This window comes from bacterium (genome assembly GCA_016716565.1).
GTDB lineage: Bacteria > Bacteroidota > Ignavibacteria > Ignavibacteriales > Ignavibacteriaceae > IGN2.
In genome coordinates this window covers 544,063-570,652 of record JADJWC010000001.1, presented here as the reverse complement: position 1 = coordinate 570,652, position 26,590 = coordinate 544,063, and the positions used below count along the sequence as shown (strand labels likewise).

At 37.0% G+C, this 26,590-nt stretch carries 19 protein-coding genes; 6 read left to right on the top strand and 13 right to left on the bottom strand.

The genetic code is table 11. The features are described from left to right. Positions 1-243: 243 nt before the first annotated feature. From IPM14_02570 to IPM14_02550, 5 genes are all read right to left on the bottom strand, one after another. A complete protein-coding gene (locus IPM14_02570) occupies positions 244-2,322 on the bottom strand; it encodes a T9SS type A sorting domain-containing protein (protein ID MBK9097005.1) in 2,079 nt (692 codons plus the stop codon). A gap of 93 nt (positions 2,323-2,415) precedes the next feature. After that, a complete protein-coding gene (locus IPM14_02565) occupies positions 2,416-3,282 on the bottom strand; it encodes a hypothetical protein (GenBank protein ID MBK9097004.1) in 867 nt (288 codons plus the stop codon). A 159-nt stretch (positions 3,283-3,441) separates the two neighbouring features. Next, on the bottom strand, positions 3,442-4,269 hold the full coding sequence (locus IPM14_02560; GenBank protein ID MBK9097003.1) for an Omp28-related outer membrane protein: 828 nt from the start codon (positions 4,267-4,269) through the stop codon (positions 3,442-3,444). 203 nt (positions 4,270-4,472) lie between these two features. Continuing rightward, a complete protein-coding gene (locus IPM14_02555) occupies positions 4,473-4,850 on the bottom strand; it encodes an H-type lectin domain-containing protein (GenBank protein ID MBK9097002.1) in 378 nt (125 codons plus the stop codon). Between the two features lie 118 nt (positions 4,851-4,968). After that, positions 4,969-5,322 carry an MmcQ/YjbR family DNA-binding protein gene (locus IPM14_02550; GenBank protein ID MBK9097001.1) on the bottom strand — a complete coding sequence of 118 codons (354 nt, stop codon included), beginning with the start codon at positions 5,320-5,322 and terminating at the stop codon, positions 4,969-4,971. A gap of 120 nt (positions 5,323-5,442) precedes the next feature. Here IPM14_02550 and dat point away from each other — a divergent pair, with 120 nt between their 5' ends. From dat to IPM14_02525, 5 genes are all read left to right on the top strand, one after another. Further along, positions 5,443-6,285: a D-amino-acid transaminase gene (gene dat, locus IPM14_02545; protein ID MBK9097000.1), complete on the top strand. Its 843-nt coding sequence runs from the start codon at positions 5,443-5,445 to the stop codon at positions 6,283-6,285. Further along, positions 6,285-8,597: a DNA polymerase II gene (locus IPM14_02540; GenBank protein ID MBK9096999.1), complete on the top strand. Its 2,313-nt coding sequence runs from the start codon at positions 6,285-6,287 to the stop codon at positions 8,595-8,597. The genes dat and IPM14_02540 overlap by 1 nt, the downstream gene beginning before the upstream one ends. An 88-nt stretch (positions 8,598-8,685) precedes the next feature. After that, positions 8,686-9,135 (top strand): hypothetical protein, encoded by a 450-nt coding sequence (locus IPM14_02535; GenBank protein MBK9096998.1) that lies wholly within the window; start codon positions 8,686-8,688, stop codon positions 9,133-9,135. Positions 9,136-9,148: 13 nt separating this feature from the next. Beyond that, complete coding sequence (locus IPM14_02530) at positions 9,149-10,558, top strand: MBL fold metallo-hydrolase (GenBank protein ID MBK9096997.1); 1,410 nt, start codon at positions 9,149-9,151, stop codon at positions 10,556-10,558. A gap of 124 nt (positions 10,559-10,682) precedes the next feature. After that, positions 10,683-11,543, top strand: coding sequence for a sigma-70 family RNA polymerase sigma factor (locus IPM14_02525; GenBank protein MBK9096996.1), 861 nt, complete (start codon positions 10,683-10,685; stop codon positions 11,541-11,543). A gap of 58 nt (positions 11,544-11,601) precedes the next feature. Here IPM14_02525 and IPM14_02520 read toward each other — a convergent pair whose 3' ends face one another. After that, the gene (locus IPM14_02520; protein ID MBK9096995.1) at positions 11,602-12,792 is read right to left on the bottom strand and encodes a TraB/GumN family protein; all 1,191 of its coding nucleotides are present in this window, start codon (positions 12,790-12,792) and stop codon (positions 11,602-11,604) included. Between the two features lie 188 nt (positions 12,793-12,980). On the opposite strand from IPM14_02520, the gene IPM14_02515 reads away from it, so the two are divergent. Then, positions 12,981-14,414 carry a T9SS type A sorting domain-containing protein gene (locus tag IPM14_02515; GenBank protein MBK9096994.1) on the top strand — a complete coding sequence of 478 codons (1,434 nt, stop codon included), beginning with the start codon at positions 12,981-12,983 and terminating at the stop codon, positions 14,412-14,414. Between the two features lie 136 nt (positions 14,415-14,550). Here the strand turns inward: IPM14_02515 and IPM14_02510 are convergent, their stop codons facing one another. The 7 genes from IPM14_02510 to IPM14_02480 form a co-directional block, all read right to left on the bottom strand. After that, a complete protein-coding gene (locus IPM14_02510) occupies positions 14,551-15,720 on the bottom strand; it encodes a T9SS type A sorting domain-containing protein (GenBank protein ID MBK9096993.1) in 1,170 nt (389 codons plus the stop codon). A 468-nt stretch (positions 15,721-16,188) separates the two neighbouring features. Beyond that, on the bottom strand, positions 16,189-17,862 hold the full coding sequence (locus tag IPM14_02505; GenBank protein ID MBK9096992.1) for a peptidase: 1,674 nt from the start codon (positions 17,860-17,862) through the stop codon (positions 16,189-16,191). Positions 17,863-17,992: 130 nt separating this feature from the next. Beyond that, positions 17,993-19,243: a SpoIIE family protein phosphatase gene (locus IPM14_02500; protein ID MBK9096991.1), complete on the bottom strand. Its 1,251-nt coding sequence runs from the start codon at positions 19,241-19,243 to the stop codon at positions 17,993-17,995. 21 nt (positions 19,244-19,264) lie between these two features. Then, complete coding sequence (locus IPM14_02495) at positions 19,265-20,596, bottom strand: aspartate aminotransferase family protein (GenBank protein ID MBK9096990.1); 1,332 nt, start codon at positions 20,594-20,596, stop codon at positions 19,265-19,267. Positions 20,597-20,915: 319 nt separating this feature from the next. Beyond that, a complete protein-coding gene (locus IPM14_02490) occupies positions 20,916-21,146 on the bottom strand; it encodes a hypothetical protein (protein ID MBK9096989.1) in 231 nt (76 codons plus the stop codon). 145 nt (positions 21,147-21,291) lie between these two features. After that, positions 21,292-22,056 carry an isoprenylcysteine carboxylmethyltransferase family protein gene (locus IPM14_02485; protein ID MBK9096988.1) on the bottom strand — a complete coding sequence of 255 codons (765 nt, stop codon included), beginning with the start codon at positions 22,054-22,056 and terminating at the stop codon, positions 21,292-21,294. Positions 22,057-22,305: 249 nt separating this feature from the next. Beyond that, positions 22,306-26,469 (bottom strand): response regulator, encoded by a 4,164-nt coding sequence (locus IPM14_02480; GenBank protein MBK9096987.1) that lies wholly within the window; start codon positions 26,467-26,469, stop codon positions 22,306-22,308. Positions 26,470-26,590 lie beyond the last annotated feature (121 nt).

Here is a 26,590-nt window from a genome sequence, read left to right as displayed (position 1 = left end):
ATAATTAATATCTCTTTATTATTCAACCTATTTTAATAAGTTCATCTTTTTTACGGATAAAAAATCTCCGGCAATCATTTTATAAAAATAAACTCCTGAAGCGAGATTTCCACTAGTAAAAATGAAACTTGTCAGAATTCAACGCCTATTAGGTTAAATATTGGATAATTAGCCAAAAGAGCTGAAATTATTTATGAAATGAGGCACAAACTAAATGTGCCTCATCAAACTAATTAAATCAATTTATTTCAGAATGTTCAATTTTCTTGCCGAGCTGAAATTATCAGCTGTCATCCTGTATACATAAACACCTGATGCAAGACTATGCAGATCGAATTTGATTTCGTAAGTTCCGGCTTCTTTCATTTCGTTAACTAAAGAAGAAACTTCCTGCCCGGTTAAGTCGTAAACTTTAATGGTTACGAGGCTTGTCCTTGGAACTGCATACTTAATTGTTGTAGAAGGATTAAACGGGTTTGGATAGTTTTGATGCAAAACAAAATCTTTCGGAACATCAAACACAACTTCAACAATACTGCTGTAATTAACTCTTGCATCAAGATCAACTTGTTTTAATCTGTAGAAAAAGGTTTCTCCACCTTTGTAATCAACATCATCAATATATGAATATTCTGTTGCTTCGGTGGTAGTTCCGGCACCAGGGACAAAAGCGATTGTATAGAACTCCGTTCCATTTGGAGATTTTTCTATTTCAAATCCGTGGTTATTCAATTCAGTTGCTGTGGTCCATTTAAGAGTCACACCTTCAGAAGAGGCTTGAGCAGTGAATGAAGTCAGCTCGACCGGTACTGGTTGTAATTCCGTTAACCAGACTTTATCTCCCTGCAATATTTCTTTCGTGCTCAAATTCTGAATGAATGCAGAGAGCTGACACTTTTCAGTTACCCATGCTGAATTTTTGCTGAATGACAATGGAACTTCTATATATGAATTATTAATTAAATCAACAGCAGTTCCGTTTTCATTCGGAATCATTAATCTCTGACAGTAATCAACCTGTGTCTGTCCCTGCCAGCTGAATGGAATATCGGTTTCTGTTAATACCAAATGAACAACAAGATTATTCCATGTTGGAGGTATGTTAGCTAATCTATTAAGCTTCACAAGAATATTATAATCCAACCCTGAATTTGTTCCAAAAATATCTACTGAAAATGCTGACATTAGTGCTTTTCTGTTTTCATATATTGGGAGATAATTCTGATACATACTCTGTGTATTGCTGCCGCCCACAAAATAATCTACTCCATCAAAGACGGCTGTGGGGTATCCATTTATTCCATAATAAGCATTCCTTGCATCCGAATAAGAATTTGTGAACGGATCTCCATTATGATTTTCAATCACCGCAACTGAATGACCATTGTTGACAAGATCTTCTCCGCCCATCTGAGCGCCCGGACAATAAACACACCATGTTCCCGTTCCGATTTCAAGTATTACCATCTCTCTATCGGTCGTATACGTATTGAAATATTCGGTTCTCAAGTCATTCGATGGATCCATGTCACCGGCAAGATTTGTCTTCACTGTAATTTCATAAAGATCATTTGCTGCATTCAATACATAGGACGGAAATGATACAGTCTGCTCAGCACCCGCAACTAAAGTTACCGGTGAACAGTTTTGTGAATAAACCTGGCTTCCGCCGAGTTTAATTGTGCAGGTTGCATCAAAAGTTTCAGAATTCAATCCGAAGTTTTTCAATATTGCCTGCGGCGTAAAATTAGTTGCCGGCGGATATGTGGGATCAACAAGAATATCTTTTACCATAACATCGTGTGCAAGTGGTACGAACAATTTTAAGTCGTCGATGTACCAGTAATTAAGGTTGTATGAATCACCAGAAAAGAACCAGCATATTTGAAAATCCGAAGCACCAACATTTGCATTATTAATTGTTACTACTTCGGTAGTTGCAGGTACCGAGCCTGTTGGATTTACTTTGGACCACACTGTATTCCAGGAACCACCTCCGGATCTGGTTGCAACTCCGATTGTGTATGGTCCACCATAATGGTCGAGGTTATATTTGAATTCTACAGTGACTACCGTTTTACCAGTAGTGTTAATTGCGGGACTAATTAATCTTGAATCACCAGTAAACTGCGGTGACCAGTTCAACCGAGCTTCAGGTGCGGTACCACCAGCATTGTTACTGTTGTTTGCACTCCAGTTAGCAGAATGAGCGTCAATTGTCCAGCCTGTTGGAGGAAATGTTCCACTAAAATCTACATTGAAGTAGTTCTGCGCCATTACCATAGAGGGCAGAAGAAAAAGAAAAAGTATACATTTTTTCATAAGAGCTCCATTTGTTTAATGATTTGTAGTTATTAAATAATTAACCCAAATAAACTTGGGGATGTAACGAGCTTTCAGATTTTTAAAAATATTTTAATTTGAAACGAATGAAAACGATTCAATTTTACTTGTGGAATCCTTTCCTATTTCACTGATATCAATACCCTGATCCCATAAATAATAGAACAACATACTGCAGGCTTCAGCAAGTTGTTTGTGTTCAATATAAATCATAGTCAGTTCATTCGCAGTCGGTACGGGTTGTTCAAGAGCAAACATTACCTTTTCCTGATCGAAAACAAGCATCTTTATCGGCAGCTTTTTAACTACTCTTGCCTGCTGCCCAAGCCTCAAAGATTTTTTCACTGAACTTAGCAGCCAATCAACTTCTTTAAGTTCCTGTAATTCATAAATATCTTTACAGGAGCCTCCGCGTTTCAACAGTTTAAATTCTTCATCTTCCTGCTCTTCAAGCCTGTCTGAAGTATCACACGCATATGGTCCCTTATTAAAAGTCAGCATTTCCCTTTTTGTGCTTTTCACACATGATGTATATTGTTTATGTATCTGTCCCTTTTCCTTCATCACATCAATAAACTCAAGTGGATTAATAATTGATTTGCTGCTTTGAAAAACCGGCGTGAATACCTGAGAAACCTGGTTTATTAATTCTTCTTTTCTTTCAAGGTCTTTTTTATATGATTCAAGAACACGTTCAAGGGCTATCTTTGGTTCTACTGCTTCATAGAGCTTATTCCTTCCAAGCTTTTTTTCAATGCAGATGTTTCTGCTGACGAGCTTGTTCAGTACTTCATAGATTTTTGTTCGTGGAATATTGACTGCTTCTTGAAGTTCTAAAACTGTAAACATTTTGCCGCTCAAAAGTGTCATGTATACTTTTGCCTCTCGTTCGGTAAGTCCGATTTCGACAAATGATCGAAGATATTTTGATGTATCCATAGGCCTGATTTTTATTCATTTACCTGATACGGGGGTTAAGAATTAATAATTTTACCCCGCTGGGGGTAAAAACTACAAAATGACTTTCTTTTAATCAACAAAAATTATTAATAATTGTGAATAGATGCGATATTCGGGGAATTTAAGTCTAAAAATCTTCTAATCGAAAGTAGATCCTGTTTGGTAAACTTCCTTTGTACTTTTGTTCTGAATGAAGATTACAAAGTTCAGTTTCTCCAGATTCCAGGAGGAAAGCAATGCATCCTCAAAGGAATAAGAAAGTTCTCCCTGATCAATGAATTGGCGGATAGGAATACCATCTTTGCTTGGCAGCATCAATCGGGTTACGTCATAGAATTTTGTTTCGCCATTTGATCCTGGCGCTTGCTCGAATTCAATGTCAGTCTCTGTCAGGATTGTATGAATTACCAAATCGCTCAAATTTATTGAAGAGGTATCAACAAATTTGATAGCTACATTAACAGTATAGTCACCTTCAAGAGCTGCGTCAACATTAATACCGAATCTCGGAGTGACTGCGAGTCTTGTGTCAATTGCGGATTTGACACTATTTGAATCTGTGGAAATTGGTCTTAAAGTTCCATCTATTATCGTAGTAGGAGCAGAGAAAATATTGTAATAGACTATTCTTGTATCACAAATTTCTTTGGCTGCCAGATAGAATAAATCATTTGGTGCTGGAAAGTATGTTGGAAATTTTACTGCAACCAGTTTGCTTCTGCCGTATGTTATTTCAGTCAGGCTTTCAATTATTTTATTGGATGTAACACAGGGAACGCAGCTCACATTCGCGAAATCCTCAATCAGAACAACCTTGTTTACTGCAGTAATGTTCGTAGAATTATCTATGCTCAAATTCAGTACTATATTCCCTGTTGGCAATATTTCCACAGAAGTAGGTGGATTCGTATTGCAGCTTATTAGAATTACTACACTTGATAAAAGGAAACTAAACCTCTTCAACATAATTTTTTCCCATTCTTGTAATAAAGTATCTGCCGGTTCGGCAAAACATTTTTAATAATTGTGGATAACAAATTATTCATTAATGCCGAATAAATAAAGAAACATTTTTCTACACGATGGCTAATTTTGAATAGATTTAAAATTAAAAAGCCGTTATTCATATTTCAGAATAACGGCTAAAATACTTAATTAATAACGATACCTTATTCGCCGGAACCCATTGAGTTGTCAGCATGAGCTACCCAAAAACCACCAACACTTAATATCTTCGTATCGCCCCAGGTTTTCATTTCAACTGTGAATCCATCTCTCGATACGGAAATAGGTTTAACAGCGTATTTTATAGCAGTGCCTTTATCGACATCAATCATTGTGATACCACAAACGACATCAGGCTTGTTTTCAAAAGGTTTTAAGAAATTAACTTCAACTGTGAATTTTCTTTCGCCGGTATTTTCATGCAGTGTATAATATTTTGTGTCTTTGTTACCACCCCATGTTCCACTGAGAACCTGTGTCTGGCTGAATGCAACAGCAGATATCATTAAGAATAATCCGAGTGTTAATAATAGATTTTTCATACGAACCTCCATTTGATTTATTATTGGATAGTTAATTAGTTTCAAATATTTGTTAAAAAACTTGAGGAAATATAATTATTAAATGCATTAAAAAACATTTAATTCCCTGTCAAAAATTTTATTTTTTAAGCTTTTTCAAATCTGATTTTTTCAATCCTGCTGAAACGAGGTAATATGAATCATCAATCCATTCTTTAATTTTTTGTTCGGAAATGTTCCCGTCTATTATTACGGTATTCCAATGTTTTTTATTCATATGATAACCAGGTTGAACAGAATCATATTCTTCCCTCAAATCGATAGCTTTTTCCGGATCGCATTTAAGATTTATTTGCAGTGGTACGCTTTCCAGGGAAGCAAGTAAAAATATTTTTCCACAAACTTTAAATACTAGTGTTTCTTCATCAAAGGGAAAATCTTCTGCTACACCTTTTTTCTTTAGGCAATATTCTCTTATTTGCTCTATGTTCACAAGTTATCACAATAAATGGTTTATGGACGTGATATACGTTTGCATTCAAAACAAATTATCTAATTGCCTTATCTCACGCCCTAAATTGTTAAATTGTTAGCGATAATTTATATAATTCTAATGATTTGTTACATCAACGAAAAATATCTTTCTATTTCAGATATTAAAATTTCCCCCTTCGATCGAGGCTTCCTCTTTGCCGATGGCGTTTATGAATCAATCCGAACTTACAATAAAAAGCTTTTCAGATATGGAGATCATCTTGATAGATTAAAAAGAAGTCTGAAAGAAACCAGAATCGATTTTAAAGATCTTGAAGCAATTGAAAATATCCTCTATGAACTGATGATAAAAAATGAAATTGAGAACGAAGCTTTAGCATATATTCAGATTACGCGTGGCTCAGCGATCCCAAGAACTCATCATTTCCCAGAAGAAAAAACCGAACCTACAGTTTTTATTTCAGTGAGAGAGTTAGTTGAGAATAGTGAAGAACAAAATAATGGGGTCAAAGTAATTCTTCGGGAGGATGTGCGCTGGTTGAGATGTGATATTAAATCTATTTCACTTTTGCCGGTTGTTCTTGCAAGTCAAAAAGCTACCGAGCAGGATGCTGCTGATGCAATTTTAGTACGGGATGGACTAATCACAGAAGGAACCCATACAAACTTTTTCGCTATAAAAAATGAAATTGTTTACACTGCCCCAAAATCAAGACTGATTCTTGAAGGAATAACAAGAAAATTTGTTTTGGAACTGTGTGAAAAATTCAAAGTTGATTACTGCGAAGAATTCATTAATAAGGAAGAGTTGAAAAGTTTTGATGAATTTTTTATTACCAGCACTACAAAGGAAATTACTCCTGTCGTGGAAATTGATTATTGGAAAATCAACAATGGAAAACCAGGGAAAATAACGTTATCACTTCAGTCACTTTTTAAAAAAATTGTTGAGGATTATTGATGCCCGAATCCGGTAAACAATCTGCTAAAGTATTTATTCTTACTGGCGAATGGCAGGATGTTCGTGGAAGAAATATTCTCAAATTTGTTGGTACCTCAGATGAGTTAGGAACAGTGGAGATTAGTTTTGGTAATAGTCCCGTTTTTTTCATCGAAAGTAAATCGGTCATTTCACAACTGTCAGTTCCGTTCAACAGAAAAGAAGTGGAGCTAAAGAATTTCGATGATAAAAAAGTCGATGCCCTTTATTTCAACACTCAAAGAGACTTGAAAACTGCTGTTGAAGAATTGGAGAAGACGGGAATTAAAACATTTGAATCAGATGTTGATCCTGCGAGAAGATTTTTAATGGAAAGATTTATAAATGCACAGGTAAAAGTTGAAGGAGTGTTTTATCAGAAAAATAATCTTGCTTCATTTACAAATCCCAAAATTGAACCATGTGAATTCACGCCTAAATTATTAGTTGCTTCGATCGATATTGAAACCGGTCAGAATAACCAATTGTATTCTGTTGCCGTTCATCTTTCCGGAAAAATTGACGAGAAAAAAGTATTTATAGTTTCTGAAAAGAAGGAAAAGCTTCCAGCTCATATATCAACTTACCCGGATGAAAAAGAACTTCTGCAGAATTTTCTAAGATGGTTTAACGAAAAAGATCCTGATATAGTTATTGGCTGGCATGTAATCGGTTTTGATTTGATGTTTCTTGAAAATAAGTGCAGAGAGTTAAATATTTCATTTGACATTGCTCGTGCCGACGGAAGAGTATCATTACGACAGAGAAAGCCGAGCGGATATTTTGCCTCAGTCACAGGAAGAGTAATCATAGATGGACCGCAAGCACTTCGCACTTCATTTTTTACTTTTGAGGATTACAGACTTGAAACTGTAGCTCAGGAACTACTCGCAGAAGGAAAAACAATAACAGCAGAAAAAAACAAAGTTGAAGAAATTGAAAGATTGTTTGCTGAAGACAAAGCTGCGCTTGCAGAGTACAATTTGAATGATGCGGTGCTTGTAACAAACATTTTCCAAAAAGCGGGATTGATTGAGTTGTCTGTTCGTCGTTCGCAGCTTTCGGGTTTACTAATGGATGAACTTGGTATGATGACCGCAGCATTTGATCATTTTCTTCTTCCAAAACTTCATCGGGTTGGCTATGTTGCACCGAATGTTAAAGATCTTGAAGCATCCGAACATTCTGCAGGCGGATATGTGATGGATCCTATCCCTGGAATTTATGATGATGTTATTGTGCTTGATTTCAAAAGTCTGTATCCATCAATCATTCAAACATTCAAGATCGATCCGTACTCAAATCTTAAATCTGAAGTTGATACGATAAAAACTTTGAACAATCTCCCGTTCTCATCTACAAAACATTTCCTGCCAGAGTTTATAAATCATCTTATTGAGCAAAGAAATCTCGCAAGAAAAAAGAAGGACAAACAGCTTTCGCAGGCAATAAAAATTTTAATGAATAGTTTTTACGGAGTTATGGGTTCGTTCGGTTGCAGGTTTTATCATCCAAATCTTCCGACTGCAATTACGGGAACAGGACACAAATTATTACTCGGTAGCAAAGAGTTTCTTGCCGAAAAAGGATATGAAGTTATTTACGGAGATACCGATTCTCTTTTTGTTAAGCTAAAGGAGAGCGAAGGTGAACATGCTGAAACAGTTGGGAATAAAATTGCCGATGATTTAAATAATTACTGGTCTGAAAAAATTAAAAAGGAACACGGACTCGAATCCTACCTGGAAATTGAATTTGAAAAATATTATCGCAAATTTATTCTAACCCCAGCAAGAGGAAGTGAAACGGGTGCTAAGAAAAGATATGCGGGATTATTATCTGACAATGAAAAAGAATCAATTGAGTTTGTCGGAATGGAATTCGTCCGCTCTGATTGGCCACGACTTGCAAAAGAATTCCAGGTAGAACTTTATAGCAGAATTTTTAACAATGAAGAAATTGAAAACTGGCTTCGGGAAGTAGTGAGAAAAGTTAAAGATGGCGAATACGATGACAAGCTTGTTTACAGAAAAAGATTAAGAAAAGATGTCGATGAATACACAAAAAATATTCCCCAGCACGTCAAAGCAGCAAGAATGCTTCCCGAAGCAAGTGGAACAGTTTACTATGTAATTACCAAACGAGGTCCTATTCCAGTCGAGCTAAAACATACAGATATTGATTATGAGCATTATATCGAAAAGCAACTTAAACCAATTGCTGATTCAGTATTAATATTACTTGGTGAATCATTCGATTCAATTGTTCAATCTGATCAGTTAAGCTTTTTTTGAAATCAAATAAGTTTAATAAGCAGATAGTAATTGGTTATTTTTGTATGTAAACTTTATTATTACTTTGAATATTGATTGAGGGTGTAAAATGAAACTCCACGAAATTTTAGTCAACAACCAAACAGATATTATTAATGAAGCTTTCTATTCTCTCCAGCGATCTCATTTAAAACATTATGACTCTTCCCGTGCCGATGAGAACTGGCAGCGGCTCGCAAAGCTATTCGATCTTACTTTAAATGGAGTTAAAACTAAAAGTCTTGTGGACATGGTTACATACTCCGAAAAAATAGCTAAAGAACGATACGAGTCAGGTTTTGATTTGCACGAAGTTCACTCGGCCTACAATGTTTTGGAAGAAACAATCTGGAAAGCAATTATTAAAGAAATTGATTCTACAGAACTTGCTGAATCTCTGGGACTTATAAGCACTGTGCTCGGAACAGGAAAAGAAGCATTAGCTCTTGCCTATGTTTCGCTTGCTAGCAAACAGAAAGTTAAAAGCTTAAACCTGACACAACTTTTTAAGGGCGTATAATTCGGAGGACGATTTGAAAATTCAATTCTACGGCGGTGCCAGAACTGTTACGGGCTCACAGCATCTTCTTACAGTAAACGGAAAAAAAATTCTTCTTGAGTGCGGATTATTTCAGGGAAGAAGAAAAGACACTTACGATAAGAATAAGAGCTTCGGCTTTGACCCAAAAGAAATTGATGCACTAATTCTTTCACACGCACATATTGATCACAGCGGGAATATTCCCAATCTTGTTAAGAATGGTTTTGACGGTCCGATATATGCAACATCAGCCACAATTGATTTGTGTAAAATTATGCTAAAGGATTCAGCTTATCTTCAGGAAAGGGACGTGGAGTGGCTGAACAAAAAAAGAAAAAATAATAATCATGAATCCGCTGAGGCATTGTATACTGTTGAGGATGTCGAAAATTCACTGAATAATTTTGTCCCGGTTGAATATAATTCTGCAACTGAAATTTTTCCCGGCACAATTGCTTTTTTTCAGGATGCCGGACACATTCTTGGCTCAGCAAGTATTCTGCTTGAAGTTGAAGAAGGAGGAAAGAAAATCCGCTTCGGCTTTTCAGGTGATATTGGAAGACACGAGATGCCCATTATAAAAGATCCTGATTACTTGCGTGATCTGGATGTTTTAATTATGGAAAGCACTTATGGCAACCGTATTCACACTCATTCAGATGAAGTGGAAGAGGAAGTAGCAAAAGTTGTACGTGAAGTTTATGAAAGAAGAGGAAAAATAATTATCCCTGCATTTGCAGTGGGAAGAACTCAACTGCTCGTTTACGTTCTGCATAAATTATTTGATCAGAATAGAATTCCTTCTCTACCAATTTATGTTGATAGTCCATTAGCAGTAAATGCCACAAACATATTCAGAGATCATCCAGAATGTTTCGACAGAGAGACCAACAGAATTTTTCTTGAAAGCGGTGATGATCCGTTTGGTTTTGGCAGACTCAAATACATTTCAACAGTTGATCAATCCAAAGAACTAAATGATATGCATGAGCCGATGATAATAATTTCCGCGTCCGGTATGGCAGAGGGAGGAAGAATTCTACATCACCTTGCGAATAATATTCACAATCCTAAAAATCTGGTTTTATTTGTCGGATATGCTGCTGAGCACACTTTAGCAAGAAAGATAATGGATGGAATGGAAAAAGTGAACATTCTTGGAGAAGAACATTCCGTAAAATGTCAGATAAAAACCATGGATTACTTCAGTGGTCACGCTGATCAAAATGAACTTTTAGACTATCTTAGTCTAAATCCGCAAAATCGATTAAAAAACGTCTTTTTAGTTCATGGCGAAGAAGAGCAAGCCTTGCCGCTTAGAGAAAAAATTATTCAAAAAGGTTACAAAAAAGCAGATTTCCCCATGTCGGGAGAAAAATTTGTGATCCAGGGAACTTTTTAGTATTCCTTTCATCTTATTATAGAGTTATATTTACAACTTTGAATTTGACGGTTATGTGAAAAGCATCCGTTAAATACCACAAGTTTTCAATTCACTAAAAATCCAATGAAGGAGAGCGATAAGCTTGAAAATAACAAAGCAATTTACCAATCGCGAAAGTAAATCTCTTGATCAATACTTGCAGGAAATCGGCAAAGTTGATCTATTAACTCCTGATATGGAGATTGAGTTAGCTATACTTATTAAAAAGGGCGATATGCTTGCCCAGGAAAAATTAATAAAAGCTAATTTGAGATTCGTTGTTTCGGTTGCAAAACAGTTTCAAAACCAGGGACTTTCACTCGGTGATTTAATCAACGAAGGAAATATCGGTTTGATTAAAGCTGCCCAGCGATTTGACGAAACACGTGGATTTAAATTTATCTCTTACGCAGTGTGGTGGGTAAGACAATCAATTATGCAGGCAATTGCAGATCAATCGAGAGTTGTTCGTTTACCTCTGAACAGAGTTGGTAACCTTACAAAGATCAGTAAAGCTTACAGAGATCTTGAGCAGGAATACGAAAGAAAACCAACCACAGATGAGCTCGCGAAAATTCTTGATATGACTGCTGATGAAGTCGCATATGCACTTCAGATTTCAGGTCGTCACGTTTCAATGGATGCACCATTAAAAACAGGCGATGAAAATAAAAACAGTCTTATTGATGTTCTTCCGAATGAAGAGCAGCCATTGCCGGATAAAGAATTGATGAAAGAATCTCTGAAGAAAGAAGTTCAGAATGTTCTCGGTACTCTTACAGAAAGAGAAGCAGAAGTAATAAAATTATACTTCGGAATTGAAGGAGATCATTCTGCAACGCTTGAAGAGATCGGCGAAAGATTTAATCTCACCCGCGAAAGAGTAAGACAGATTAAAGAGAAAGCCTTGAGAAACTTAAGACACTCGAAGCGAAGCGGCAGACTTAAAGCCTACCTCGGCTAGTTTTTACATAACTAATTTAATATTGAAGTCCGGTAACTGCCGGACTTTTTTATTTCAACTAGTTAAATACATTCTTTACTATCTCAAACAACCCAACATATGTTCCCAGCACACTGCCAAGACTTGCAAGAATAAAAACTAAGAGAACTTTTAGCAATTTGTTTTTCCACCACATTGAAAATTTTTTTGCATTTTCTCCAACACTCTGAAAATCTTTAACCAGTGGCGGCTGAAAATATGCCTGAACGAATGCGGCAACATATCCCGCTCCGATCAGTGGTGTTAAGCTTGTTATTGGAGCAGCAAAAAATGAAGTAATAATTGTAACCGGATGTGCAAGTGCAATTAATGCCCCAATTGCACTGGGAATTCCATTTGCAAGAATCCAGAACAACGCGTTATCGCCAGCTTCGTTTAATCCCTTGCTGTAACCGATGAAAAGAATTGAGCCAACAATGATCACCGGGATTCCCCATCCAATAATTTTTGCAACGGGAGAAGGCTTTGGAATTATTTCAATTTCCTTTAAATCAATTTTACTATCATTCTTTAAAGAATTAATAATCCCTTTTACGTGTCCAGCACCGACAACCGAAACAATTTTATTTCCTTGTGCATCTTTCATCTTTTGAGCGATGTACTTATCACGTTCATCGATAATTACTTTTTTCAGAACAGGCATTGCTTTGCCAAGTTCGTCCATCATTTCAGAAAGAACATCTTTGCTGCGAAGCTCTGCAAGTTTCTCTTCGGTTAATTCCTGCTTTTCGAAAATTCCCCCGAAACCTCCGGCAATCAATTTCATTTTCTGCCAGAAGCTCATCGAGTGCCAGGCTCTTCTTAATGTAATGCGCACTTCCCTGTCGCAAAGTTCAATTGGAATATTATTTTGTTTTGCTGTCTGCACTGCTTCTAATAATTCAGTGCCCGGTGTAACGCCTAGTTTTTCCCCAAGCTTTTTTTGATATGATGAAAGGACAAGATTAACGAGTAAAGTGCTGAGCTGCTTTTCCCTGATTATCTTCCGGATATCCAGATTTTCCCATCGGTTTTTTTCTGAAAGAGCCTGCATCCTCTTTTCATCAAGTTCAACACATACGACATCAGGTTTTTCTTTATCAATTACCTCCTTCACAAGATCAGCAGATTGCCGGGAGATGTGCGCGGTACCAACAATTAAAAACTCCCGTCCATCCTTTTTCACAAAGTGAACATCTTCATTGTAGTTATTTACTTTTATTTCTGTCATTACTCAATAAGTTCCATATTCTATTTAAAAAAATGAGTGGCAAATTTAATCAATTAACATTTAAGTGACAGGTATCACGCACTACAAAAAAGCAGATTGAATTGCAGAGAAGACGGGTCTATATTTGCCGCCCGGTAATTCATCCACAATTATCAATTCATAATTCATTAATTACATAAGGAGCGCTAATGTTTAAAAAACTTTTTCCTGTTTTGTTACTTACAGGAATTAATTTATTCGCACAAAATCCCGGTGACGTTATCTGGAACAAAATGTTTGGCGGAACCGAATATGACGAAGCTAATTCAGTTGTATATACTAATACCAATGAGTTCATTGTCGCTGGTTACACTCAATCTTACGGGCTGGGAAGATGGGGAAATGCTTATTTGTTTAAAGCCGATTCAAATGGTGACTCGGTATGGACACGAAATTACGGCTGGGACGGAAACGATGTTTTTGCAGACCTCGTTGAATCTTCAGACGGCAAGTTTGTTGCAACCGGTTTAACAGATACGGAATTTAACTTCGAAAATATTTATCTCCTTAAGGTAGATATCGACGGCAATCTTCAATGGGAGAAAAACTTCGGTGGACCAGAAAAAGAAGTTGCTCTTTCACTCGTAAATGCTGATGACGGCGGCTTGGTTATCACCGGAGTAACAAGGTCGTTTAGTGTCGGCGAAGAAGATCTGTTTATTTTCAAAACAAGTGTTGATGGCGATTCGCTTTGGTTTAAAACATACGGCACTGCAGGTAACGATGGTGGATACGGTATAACCAAAACTTCTGACGGCGGATATATTATAACAGGTCAATATGACTGGAGTTCTCTCTGGCTGTTGAAGCTTGATGAAAATGGAGATACGCTTTGGACAAAAGTTTTCGGTGGAAACAATTTTGATGAAGGCATCTCGGTTATTGAAACAGAAGACAACGGCTATATCGTCTGCGGAAACTCATCTTCGTTTGGCAACGGTGAGTTAGATGTTTATGTAGTCAAGACTGATACCGTCGGTAATATGCAGTGGCAAAAAACTTATGGCGGAGCCGGCTACGATGAAGGTAGAAGAATTTTAAAAAGAGATAACGGTTACCTGGTAATGGGCGGTACCGATTCGGGTATTGCTGGTGAGTTTAATTATTATTTAATCTGGACTAATGAAAACGGTGATACGGTTCAAACAAGAACTTATGGTGATGCCGGTGAAGACAGATGCTATGATGTAATAAACGTCGGTTATAAATATTTTCTCGTCGCAGGCTCAGATTTTAATAATGCAACATTGGGAGATGCAGGTCTTCTACTAATTGAATCCGGCAACAGCCCTTCAGATGTTACACCTGATCCTGTAATCTCCGGATATTCATTATCTGATGCTTATCCAAATCCGTTTAATCCAACAACAACGATCAAATATGAAATCGGTGAACTCGGTTTTGTATCACTGAAGGTTTATGATCTACTCGGAAGCGAAGTTGCTAGTTTAGTGAACGATGTTCAACATGCAGGAGTGTATGAAGTAAATTTCAATGCGACGGGGTTACCAAGCGGAACTTATTTTTATTCTTTGACTGCCGCTAACTACACTGAAACAAAAAAATTAGTTCTTTTAAAGTAGGAAACGGACTCCTGTCCGTTCCGCATTTATAATCCATTTTTGGCGACGGATCGATCGGGAGATCGATCCTTACAATTGTATTCTTGCATTTCCTTTGTAGGGGCTCAAAATTTTGAGCCCCTACATTCCGATAATTTTACTTTAAAAGAATCATCTTTTTCACTGCTATATAATCTTCCGTACGCAATTGATAGAAATACACTCCGCTCGTCAATGATGCTGCGTTGAACTCAACTTCATATCTTCCTGCAGGTATGTATTCATTAACAAGCGTAGCAATCTCATTTCCGAGTACGTCAAAAACTTTTAACGTTACATCACTGCTCACTGGCAACTGATAACTGATCACTGTACTTGGATTAAAGGGATTGGGGAAGTTTTGTTCAAGAATAAATTCTGTTGGTTGAGTTGGTTCGTTGTCTATGAAAGTAACCCCGCCGTTGGTTGTGTGGAGGACGGTGCCGCTGTCACCTACGACCCAGCCGATATTTTCATTCACAAAGTGTACGCCATTTAATGTTTTATCTAATTCAAAAAATTGCTCATTCCAGGTAGTTCCCCCGTCGGAAGTTTTAAGAATCGCGCCTCTTACTGGTGCTTGAGAACCTATTCCAACTACATACACAATATTTGAATTTATTGAATGGACATCCCTACACTGAGCCCAAGGATAATTTGTTGTAATCCAATCAGCACCTCCATTTGTCGTACGCTCTATAAAAAAATTCTGGCCAAATCCCCCACTATAATGATGAATTACAAAACCATTCTCCGAATCTGAAAATGAAATTCTATCAAAATGTCCGGTCATACCACCCCACAATGATTCGATCCAGTTATCTCCACCATCTGTGGATTTGTAGATAGAAGAACTGGCAAGAAAACCTTTTATTGGATCTAAAAACTGAATATCTCCACCCCCAATTGGTTTTGGTATCCAAATATTTCCACCATCTGTTGTTTTTAGAATTATTCCATCGCTGCAAAGCCATCCGATATTTTCATCGATAAAAAATACTGCATTAAAGTAAAGTGAGTCGTGAATTTGTTGACTCCAACTAATACCTCCATTTGTAGTTTTTAAAATGAAATTCTCTCCAACAACCCAACCTGTATTAGCATCTACAAAAGAAATATCTACAAGATTAAGATTGATGCCGCTTGTTTGCTGTACCCAATCAACTCCAGAATTAGTCGTGTAAAGTATTGTTCCGCTATCACCAACCGCCCACCCAGTATTCGCATCAACAAATTGTACTTTGTTAAGGTTTTGTGTTGTGCCGCTGTTCTGCGGTACACTGCCCAAAACAAATTTGCGTTACCAGCAAAAGGAAAAACAAGGTGTGTTTTAGAATAGACATATCGTGCCTCCTATTAGAAGTTGAAAAATAGTTAATTTCAAAACTTCTGCTTCGGGAGAGTATTCAGGTGTGTTGTCGCAGCAAGTTAATCAGAATTTAATCTCTACAATTCTCGCTCCCTCGGAGTAGAAATTATTTTTCTAGAATGTAAATTAAAATAATTGCTTAAAGATGCAAGCAACAGTTAGCAATCGGCAAGTAAAAAATGCGAGACATCCCCATCCATTAAATTAATTTTCATTTCGTAGGGAACGGACTCCTGTCCGTTCCTCTATTGATTTCACCTCATTATTTCGGATCGGTCAGAGACCGATCTCTACAAAAAATTTTGGGTGTATGTGATACACCCCTACAATTATCTTCTGATTTTTTAATAATTAAAGCCCTCCCCTTTGGGGAGGGTTAGGTGGGGCCTATTTCTCTATTTCATAAATTGGTTTTATATCAACCGGAAGATGTTCAAGCTTATTGCGGAGTGTTTCCATTGAGGGAGAATTAACAACATACTTTGCAATTAAATCTTTTGCACCCTGATAATCTCCTTTTGCCTGTATCATCAAAACAATATTTGCAAGCTCTTCAAGAGCAGGACCAATCTTCTCAAAATTAACTTTTACTTTCTGAGTTTGTTCGTTGTATTCGTAAGCACCTTTTTCAAGCAGGTAATTATAAATAATTGCATTGCCGCCGCCGTGAGCTTCGTTAATTCCGAATCTTACTGAGCGGAAAGTTCCGGCAAGAAATGTTACCCAGGTTTCATTTGCAAATGTTTCGGGGAAAACACCTTTTTCAATCATAAATATGTTGTTATACATTCCGAGTATATCCGCTTTACATTCTTCCATTGTTGAGTAAGTTTCTTTCAACTCTTTCTTTACTTCAGTATCTCTTCCATCAACTTTTATGAATCCGGGACCAATACCGTGTGACATTTCGTGCATCAGTGTATGCGTGAAGAATGATTCAAATGTAACATATTTCATCTGCTCAGCATTAAGTACAAGTTCGGCAATAGGTATGAGAATCTGTTTATACTTGGCTTCCTGAACATTTTTTAACAAAACTTTTTTTGAACCTTTTGCCTGACGAACTCTTTCATCATTCGGCAGATTGAATGCCAATGTTTGAACTCCTGATTTTGTATCTCCTCCGGTGAATACTTCATTTACAACTGCGAGCGGAGATTCGGAACCGCGGTTAAAATTTTTATGTTCATCCGGGATTGGAAGATGAATTTCCATATCACGTAAATATTTTTTGAAAACTTCAAGCTTTGCACTTTCGGCAGGATCTTCTATTGTTAGAAAACTTTCAAAGGCAGCTTTAAAGTTGAACATCCCATCTTCATAAACTTCATAAGGACCGATTACTATTTCTATTTTATGATCCTTCATATCCATCCAGTCCATATCGCTTTGATAATAGTCATTGCTCAGGAATGCATCTGCTCTTGAGCTAAGATATTTTTTCAGTGTTGGATTGTCAGCGTACTCAGCAGCTTCTTTTAATAATTTTGATGCTTCGGTTAGTTTGTCTTTCCAGTATTCGCTGTATGGAATTGCTGTTAATTTGCCATCAACTCTCCTGATTACAGTAAACTCAGATGTAAAAGCTTTTTCATCTGCGGGATTATTTTTAATCCAGCTTTCAAACTCTTCTTTTGTCATATCTTCGGGATAGAAGTTAGCACCGAGAGGTTTCTTCAAAGTATCAATGAATGGTGCATCGTGATCAAGTCTGTCGAAAGGACCAAACATAATTGTAAACAATTCAAGCTCGAGTCTTGCTTTCTCTGAACCAGTAGCAGCCTGTTCCATCAGACTTTTTCTTATTTCATAATTTTTTGAATACACCTGGTCGAGGAAAAGCTCATCCATAATTTTGGATGCGAGGTATAATTTTTCGACAACTACTTTCTCTCTCTCATCAAGAGTGCTTGAATCATATTTAAGTTCCGTTGGAGCAAACTTTTCAATTTTTTCTTTGAGCATTGCGATATCCTCTGCATCTTTGTTTTGTTCTTTCTTCTGTTCACATCCGAGCAGAATCAGCGAAAAGATTATACTGGTTAGTAATAAATATTTCATTTTAGATACCTGTTAATTTTGAATAGATGAAATGATAATTACGATTTATTGTAGCTGGAAATATAAGAAAAATGCCTCAGCCAAATTTGGCAAAAGTTTGGTGTTATTGATGCCAACGTTGTTATAACTGTTAAATTGCCTCTATCATTACAATCGTCATATCATCACTTAAAGGAATATTCCCTGTAAAGATTTTAACATCATTATAAAGAGAATTAATATTAGAGAAAGACTTTTGCAGGCATTGTATTAACCTTTGCTCTCCAAACATTTCTTTTTTAATATTCATCGCTTCGGTTACACCGTCCGAGTAAAGAAAAATTTTATCTCCGGAATTCATTGTAAAATTGTACTCTTTATAATCGTGCTCTCTTATTCCAAGTGGCAGTCCCGACTCCATCTTAAGTAAATTGACATTATCATTAGAAGAAATTGCCGGGAGATGATGGCCGGCATTGGCTATAGTTATAGATTTTGAAACGGGATCAATGACTCCATAAATAAGAGTTATAAATCTGTTTACGGGTAAATCGACTGTCAGAATATCATTTACTTTTTTCAATAATTTAGCCGGCGATTCTTCCTGCAAAGCGATCATCCTTATTATTGTTCTTGCAGAAGCCATCATCAAAGAAGCTGCTAAACCTTTTCCCGCAACATCGGCCAGAACAACTCCTAACTTTCCGGATGGGAGTTCAATATAATCGAACCAATCGCCTCCGACTTCAAGACAGGGTTCGCACATGCCAGTCACGTGAAAATTTTGAATCACGGGAGATTGCTTTGGAAATAAGTTTTTCTGAATTGTGCTTGCTTCCCTCATATCCCGAAGTATTATTTCTCTTTCTCTTTTTTCCTCTTCAAAAAGCATGGCATTTTGAATCGCAACTGATACGTGCTCTGCCAGAGTTTTTATCACATTTATATCGTGCTCTGAAAAGCCATTCCTCTCACTATGCTGAGCATTAATAATTCCAAAAACTTTATCTTTAGAAATCAGAGGTATATCTACATGGGAACTACTTTTAAAATCACATGGAAGTATATCCGGGTATTCACTTATATCGGGATAATAAATAATTTTGTTTTCAAAGAAAGCTTTCCAAACAATTCCCTGTCCGGGATTAAATCTGTCGCCAACCTTGTGTGTTTTATCTTCCCAGCCAGTTGCCGCAACAAGTTCCAACTGATTCGTAATTTCATCATAAAGAAGAACTCCGCATTTAGTAAAGCCAAGAGTTTTTGATGCGTCTTCAATAATTTGTTCGAGCAAGTCCTTCAAATCCAAAATGGAATTAATTTTTTTTATCACCCGTTGAACTAGCATAAAGTCTTCCATCTGGAAATCGGCTTCTTTTATTAGTGTCGAAATTTGTGTCATTCTGTTTCCCTTTAAAATTAATTATTTCTGGTGCGCATGTTTATTTGCAATTCTGATAATCACATCCAGACTTTTTTCAACGTCCTCATCTGTAGTAGCCCACGACGAAACGCTGATTCGCATTACAGTTTTCCCTTTCCATTTAGAACCACCAACCCAGCATGTTCCATCCTGTTGAATTTCGGAGATTATTTTTTCATTTATCTCTGCACTTCCAAATGAAACCAAAACCTGATTAATTATTACGTTATTCAGAATCTCAAATCCTTCCTTACGTATTCCGTCGGCAAATTTTCGTGCATAGCGGCAGGTTCTGTCAATCAGATCTGCAACACCTTTTCTTCCAAGCGAGTGAAGCGCCGCCCAGATCTCAACTGCCCTTGCTCTCCGTGAAAGTTCAGGAGTATATTGATAAGGAATTCTGCTTCCAGATTGATCGAGATAGTCTCCTTCCATTGACATTGCTGTTCTCAAATCATCAGGATGACTGCAAAGAACTATTCCACTATCGTAAGGGACATTCAACCATTTGTGCGCATCTGTTGCCCAGGAATCGGCTGATTCATATCCTTCTGTTAGATATGCTTTGTTTGGTGAAGCGCCTGCCCATAATCCAAAAGCACCATCCACATGAACCCAGGCTCCTTTACTTTTTGCAAAAGGAATAATTTCAGCGGCGGGATCAAAAGCACCAGTATTAACATTTCCTGCCTGGAGACAAACAATAGTTTTATCATCAATATCTTCTGGGAATTTACCTACAATCATTTTCCCTTGCTGATCAACCGGAACCTTTATTACTCTTTCTCTCCCGAACCCGACCAGACTCAAAGCTTTTAATAAACTTCCGTGCGCATCCTCGCTGACAATTACTTTAATTGGAGGAGCCCCAAATAATCCTTTAGCCTGAACATCCCAGCTTTGCTTTTTCAGTATCGAATGTCTTGCAGCGGCAAGTCCGCAAAAGTTTGCGACAGTAACTCCGGTTACAAATCCTGCAACTGCATTCTTTGAAACAGGAAGTATTTCAGTCAGCCATCCAGAACAAACTTTTTCAAGGGTTGCACCAATTGGACTCGTAACCTCAAGCCCGGAATTCTGATCCCACGCTCCTGCAAGCCAGTTTGCCGCAAGAGAGACAGGATTTGATCCACCGATAACAAATCCGAAATATCTTCCCCCTGCATTTGCAACTGTTCCTTTAGAACCAATTTCGTTCAGCATCCAGAGTGTAAGTTCGGGATCGCTTGGTTCTTCAGGGATGGGTTCGACAAAGCCTTTAAGTTTTTCCAGATCATCTGCGGAGGGGAATGCTCTTCTGTCATTCAAAGAATCGAGGAAATGAATCCCCATTTTTGAAGCATTGGTTAATAGTCTGCTTCTGTGCTCAGAATCAAGATTCAGCTCCTGATATAAATTTTTGAACTCCGTATTCTGCATTAGCGAGAATACTTGCTTTTCATTTTTTAAATGTCCGGGATTTTCCGTCAACATTATAACCTCCTTAGTTGATATACTATTTTTTTCTGATTACTTAATTACTAATTATTTGTTGAATAACAAGCATAATTTATTTTACCGCCCTCATTCATTTTCTGAACGGTTAATTCCTTATTTATACTGCTGTTATGTGCATTGGAAGGCAGATTTATAAGCAAGTTTATTCAGGTTATTAAAAAATTCCTCTTGCTACCAGGAATGGAATTATGATATAAAGTATTGTGTCTCTGACAGTGTAATAACCTATAACCACGGCAAATACTTTCCAGCCTCTTTTCTTCAGCAAGGCTTTGAAGCCTTCACGTTTTACTATCAAAATGCTGTCTATGATATAGTATTTGTAAAATCTTATAAGAATATTTTTTGCTGATAATCTTTCTAATGCAGCTTCTAATGTTTTCATTTTAATCTCCTTTAGGATGTGAGATAATGTTTGGCTAAAAATTATTTCTTAGTATTTGTTTATCTCACGTCCTGAATTTTTAGAGATGACATCCGGCTTTTGACGGATGTCATCTCTTTTGAACATTTTTATTTTCACTATTTAATTAAGCAGCTTTATCATAAGCTGGTGTTGATTCTTTTTGTTTTTTCCCAAAAGGAAATATCATCGGGACGCTTCTGCGATAGTTGATGTATTTTTTCCCATGTTCTCTTACCAGATCTTTTTCTTCAAAGATAATTGCAACGAAAATGTAAGCAGTTGTTGCTATCGCAAATACAAGATGTGCAATCGTCATAACCGGAGTTGACCAGAACATAATCAGCCAGCCAAAGTAAAGCGGATGCCGCACAACTTTATAAGGGCCAGGTGTTTTAAATTCCAGCGGCTTGTATTCTTTCTTTCTCCAGTACAGCCAGACCTGTCTTAATCCGAAAAGATCAAAGTGATTGATTAAGAAAGTTGTAACAAGAACTATCAGCCAGCCTGCAATCATCAAACCGTTCAGCACTGGTTCCAGAACAGAACCTTGAACATTCCATATTGCAACACCCATCGGCTTCCACAACCAGTAGAGTAGGATTACTGCAATGCTTGAGAATAGAACATATGTACTTCTCTCAGCAGCCTTCGGAATAAATTGAGTTATGAAGTTCTTAAAAGGCTTCCGTGCCATCACGCTATGTTGAATGGCAAACAATGCAAGCAGTCCGGCATTAATTAATAATGCTTCTCCAAACGGACCTGCTGCTAGCGAATCAATTGTTTTAGGAACAAGAAAGTTGCCCATAAAACCGGGCAGATATAAGAACACCCCAAAGAATATGAAGTAGCTAATCACTCCATACAAGAAAACCAGATGAAATTTCATTTCATCCTCCTTTAAGTTAGTTAATGGATTTAAGTTTACACTATCCTGAGTTATGCTGTTTGTTTAGAAACTCAGAAATTTTTCGGAGGCAAACTTAGTTTTTGTGGAGGGCGAAATATTTCAGAATTGTGTCAATGTTTTTAAGAAATGTTGCGGATAAAAATGCCGTGGTTGTGCAGCTTTAACTACTGTTGCAGTTGTTTTAAGTATTGTTGCAGAGAAGAAATTCTCTTCGATTTTAGCCTAATTTCAATTCTTTTTTTGGCTTTTTTTGTACTCAGATGGAGAGCAGCCAAACACTTCCTGAAATGATTTATTAAAATATGCCTGACTATTAAATCCTACTTTGTATGCAATTTCTCCCATGCTTCCGGCATCCTGAAGAATCAATTGAGCAGCTCTTTGCAAACGAAAATTGCGTATGAATTCAGTGGTTGATTGGTTTGTTATTGCTTTAAGCTTTCTGTGAAGTTGCGAACGGCTCATTCCGACTTCTCCAGCCAATTTATCGACACCAAAACTTTCGTCTTCAAGATTGTTTTCGATAACTCCCTGAATCTTCTTCATAAACTGCATTTGTGTTGATGGAACAATAACCTCAGCAGGCTTAAGAACCATTTCAGAGGTGAACTTTTGCCGTAACTGTTCTCTTGTTCTGATAAGATTTCTTACACGAAGTTTAAGCTCTTCCGGGTTGAATGGCTTGATTAAATAATCATCTGCACCAAGCTCAAGCCCTTCCAGCTTATCCTCTGTTGAGGCTTTTGCAGTTAGAAGAATAACAGGAATATGATTTGTCTTTGCATCTGTCTTTATCTTTTTGCAGAATGTATAGCCATCCATCTCCGGCATCATCACATCACTAATTATCAAATCCGGAATTAACTCAACTGCTTTATTAAGTCCATCTTTTCCATTTGGGGATTCAATTATGTGGTAAATTTCTGAAAGATTTTCCCGGATATATTTTCTCAAATCACTGTGATCTTCCACGATGAGAATGAATTCTTTTTCCTCATTTATTGTAGTGTCTTCAGAGTCATCAGAAATTTCTTTTGATAATTCTTCGCCAAACGCTTCATACTTTTCGGTGATGAAATCTGCAGAATCTAGTATTATTTCATCTTCCTTCAAATGAGTTTTTCCCAATGGCAGTTTTACTGTAAACTCTGTTACATCGTACTCACTTGATGCTGTTATTGTTCCTTTGTGGAGCTCAACAAGCTCCTTTACGAGTGCCAGTCCGATTCCGGTTCCTTCAAACAATTCGCTTTCTGCACGATGTACTTTGTAATACCTGTCGAACAAATGTGCGAGATCGGCTTTGGAAATTGTAATGCCTGTATTAACTACTTTTACTTCTGCAAATTTATTTTGAGATGAAATTTTTACTTCGATTTCGTTTTCCGCAGGTGTGTATTTAACCGCATTCGAAACAAGATTCGAAATTATCTTCTCCATCTTATCTTTATCAAAAAACAGATTTATTATTTCATCAGATTTTTCATTAATATCTTTACCATTGAACTGAAGCTTGATCTTTTTCTGCTCCGCGTAAGATGCAAACGAGACAAATATTCTTTTCACAAAGCTCACGATGTCATTTTCGGATGCAACCAGCTTTGATTTTCCCGATTCAATTTTTGAAAGTTCAAGCAGTTGATTTATAAGCTGCAATAGCCGAAGAGCGTTTCGTTTCATTACGCCATAATCTTCCAGCTCTTTTCTATCAGAAGATTTGCTTTCAAATTTTTGCAGAAGTCCGAGAATCAATGTTAATGGCGTTCTGAACTCGTGAGAAATGTTCGCAAAGAAATGTGATTTCAACTGATCAACTTCCTGCAGTTTCTTTGATTCAAAATCTTTTAGCTGAAGTTCATTACGCAGCTTTACTCGTTTCATTTCATATTGCCGGAGCGAGTACAAAATCGTAATAAAAAAAGCAGCATACAATAAATACGCCCACCACGTCTGCCACCACGGCGGCGCAACATACAGTTTAACAGCAATTCCTTTTTCATTCCAGATGCCGTCGCTATTTGACGCTTTCACTTTAAAAATGTAATTGCCCGGATCCAAATTAGTGTACGTTACATACCTTCTGTTGCCAGCATAAATCCAATCGTTATCAAAGCCTTCCAGCATATACGCAAACTGATTTTTCCCGGGATTCACAAAATGAAGAGCCGAGAACTCAAATGAGATTACATTATCCTGATGTCCGATCGAAATTTCATCAGCATAGCTGATGTTTTTCTGCAGATAATCCTGCTTGTTATCACCGGCATTGATCGAATTATTAAACACTTTGAAATCTGTAAGCACAACCGGTGGAACCGTTTTGTCGACAATCATTTCAGATGGATTAAAGAATGAAATTCCATTCACTCCGCCAAAAAATAGATAACCCGACTCACGATCCTTCAAAACAGTTCTTGGAGAAAAAGCATTGCCAGCAATTCCATCATACTCATCAAAGCTCTTTGCCGAAAGATTAACGGGATCGAACTCGTTTAGTCCTTTATCTGTGCTTATCCATAAATTGCCATTGTCGTCTTCCTGCATTGCGAGTATACTGTTGCTCGACAGACCATTTTCGGTAGTATAATGCTCAAAGGTTTCATCTTCATAATTGAATTTGTTAAGTCCGCCGCCAAAGGTTCCAATCCACAAATTTCCTTTTGAATCTTTGTAAAGAGAATTTATTCTGTTGGCACTGACAGAGCCGGGATTTGAATGAAGATGTTTAAACTGTTCAATTATGTTTTCTTTTCTGTCAAGGCGGAACAGACCGTCCAATGTTGTTCCGAACCAGATATCTCCGAACCTGTCTTCAATAACGCAATGGACTTCTTTTCCAAAGACCGAATAATTTTCCGATTCTGCTTCCAGGTCAGCAAAAGTATTTGTGTTTTTGTCAAATATAAAAATCCCCGCATCGCCGGTACAGATCCATATATAGCCTTTGCTGTCTTCATAAATCGAATGAATAAAATTTCCTTTGATGCCAGATGAATTTTTATCTGATTTTTTATATGCTTGATAAGAGTTTGAGTTTTGATTGATTATAAGAATCCCTTCTCCGTATGTGCCTACCCAAATATTATCGTCTCTATCTTTTAATAATGAAGTAATGCTTTTTTTATCTGTCAAGTAATACAACTTGTGATCAGTTATATTTTTACTGAGGATAATAGATTTTGATAACAGACTTTTTATTGTGGTTTGTATTATTCCAAGATTATCTGTTCCAATCCAAATTTCCCCGGGTTTATTTATTAATAATGAATTAACAGCCAATTTTCCGGAATTTAACTCATCAGAGTCAAACAATGCACTGTTGAACTTATTATCACCGCTATAGATTTTAAACAGTCCATTACCATCACTTCCAGCCCATAGTACACCGCTTCGGTCTTTCAGCAGCGAAATGATACTTGCAGCTGGAAATCTATCTACGGAAAAGAACCGTTCTATTAAACCAGTGGATGACTTGAACATCAGTAATCCATTTTCCAGGGTGGCAAAAAGAATATTTCCATACTGATCTTCTGTAATTCTCCGGATATAAATCCATCCAGGAACTCCTGCGAAAGTTTTTTCGAAAACATGCTTTTCAAATTTCGGATTATCTTCATCGTATAAATTAAGATTGATGCTGTTTACACCGACGTTTGAGCCTATCCATAAAGTATTTTTACTGTCCACATAAAGATTTACTATCCGGTTTGATAGAAGCAGTTCAGCATTTTGAAAGTCATTACGATATGTTCTGGTTTCTTTGGTTTGTGGATTAAATCTTACCAAACCATCCAGCTTTGAAATCCATAAAAATCCCTGATGATCTTCCACAACAGATGTAATATTTGTCTGCACCGGATCGAATGGATCTCCCCCGAAGTAATATCTTTCATAAATATTTTTTTCGGGAATGAATTTGTTTAAACCGGATCTTGTTGCTATCCATAAATTATTTTTGCTGTCTTCAAGAACTAACCAGATTGTGCTGCTGCTGATACTTGTTTCATCTTCAGGATTATGATGATAGTGAAAGAATTTTTCAGTCTTCGGATCAAAGCGATTTAATCCATCACGCGTTCCTATCCAGAGAGATCCTTCTTTGTCTTCTGCGATACAATGGACTGGATAATCACTGAGGCTATTTAAATCTTTGGGATTATGACGATAAACTTTGAAATTGTAACCATCGAAACGGTTTAAACCGTTCTGCGTTCCAATCCAGATAAATCCCTTACTGTCCTGAGTGATGTATTGAACCTGGTTTTGTGACAGACCGTCTTCAATGCCATAATGACTTACTCTTCCATTATTTACCTGCGGAAACAGCAACTCTACTGTTAAGAGTGATATAAAAAGTAGAAGGTATATATTTGTCCTGATTTGCCGCCTCATTAGTCTTTAATGATTTAAGATGTTCCTGAAATTACACGGGAAAATAAAGCATACAATAAAAAAGACAAAGAAATTTGTGAAAACTTTTTTCGGCAACTCTTTCTGATTATATGTAATTTTA

Bases quoted from the DNA above. Each gene is read 5' to 3' on its own strand.
- IPM14_02565 (MBK9097004.1), bottom strand. From the start codon at position 3,282: ATGGATACATCAAAATATCTTCGATCATTTGTCGAAATCGGACTTACC.
- IPM14_02520 (MBK9096995.1), bottom strand. From the start codon at position 12,792: ATGACAGAAATAAAAGTAAATAACTACAATGAAGATGTTCACTTTGTG.
- IPM14_02500 (MBK9096991.1), bottom strand. From the start codon at position 19,243: ATGACACAAATTTCGACACTAATAAAAGAAGCCGATTTCCAGATGGAA.
- IPM14_02570 (MBK9097005.1), bottom strand. From the start codon at position 2,322: ATGAAAAAATGTATACTTTTTCTTTTTCTTCTGCCCTCTATGGTAATG.
- IPM14_02515 (MBK9096994.1), top strand. From the start codon at position 12,981: ATGTTTAAAAAACTTTTTCCTGTTTTGTTACTTACAGGAATTAATTTA.
- IPM14_02560 (MBK9097003.1), bottom strand. From the start codon at position 4,269: ATGTTGAAGAGGTTTAGTTTCCTTTTATCAAGTGTAGTAATTCTAATA.
- dat (MBK9097000.1), top strand. From the start codon at position 5,443: ATGATTTGTTACATCAACGAAAAATATCTTTCTATTTCAGATATTAAA.
- IPM14_02555 (MBK9097002.1), bottom strand. From the start codon at position 4,850: ATGAAAAATCTATTATTAACACTCGGATTATTCTTAATGATATCTGCT.
- IPM14_02505 (MBK9096992.1), bottom strand. From the start codon at position 17,862: ATGAAATATTTATTACTAACCAGTATAATCTTTTCGCTGATTCTGCTC.
- IPM14_02490 (MBK9096989.1), bottom strand. From the start codon at position 21,146: ATGAAAACATTAGAAGCTGCATTAGAAAGATTATCAGCAAAAAATATT.
- IPM14_02535 (MBK9096998.1), top strand. From the start codon at position 8,686: ATGAAACTCCACGAAATTTTAGTCAACAACCAAACAGATATTATTAAT.
- IPM14_02480 (MBK9096987.1), bottom strand. From the start codon at position 26,469: ATGAGGCGGCAAATCAGGACAAATATATACCTTCTACTTTTTATATCA.
- IPM14_02495 (MBK9096990.1), bottom strand. From the start codon at position 20,596: ATGGGGATTCATTTCCTCGATTCTTTGAATGACAGAAGAGCATTCCCC.
- IPM14_02540 (MBK9096999.1), top strand. From the start codon at position 6,285: ATGCCCGAATCCGGTAAACAATCTGCTAAAGTATTTATTCTTACTGGC.
- IPM14_02485 (MBK9096988.1), bottom strand. From the start codon at position 22,056: ATGAAATTTCATCTGGTTTTCTTGTATGGAGTGATTAGCTACTTCATA.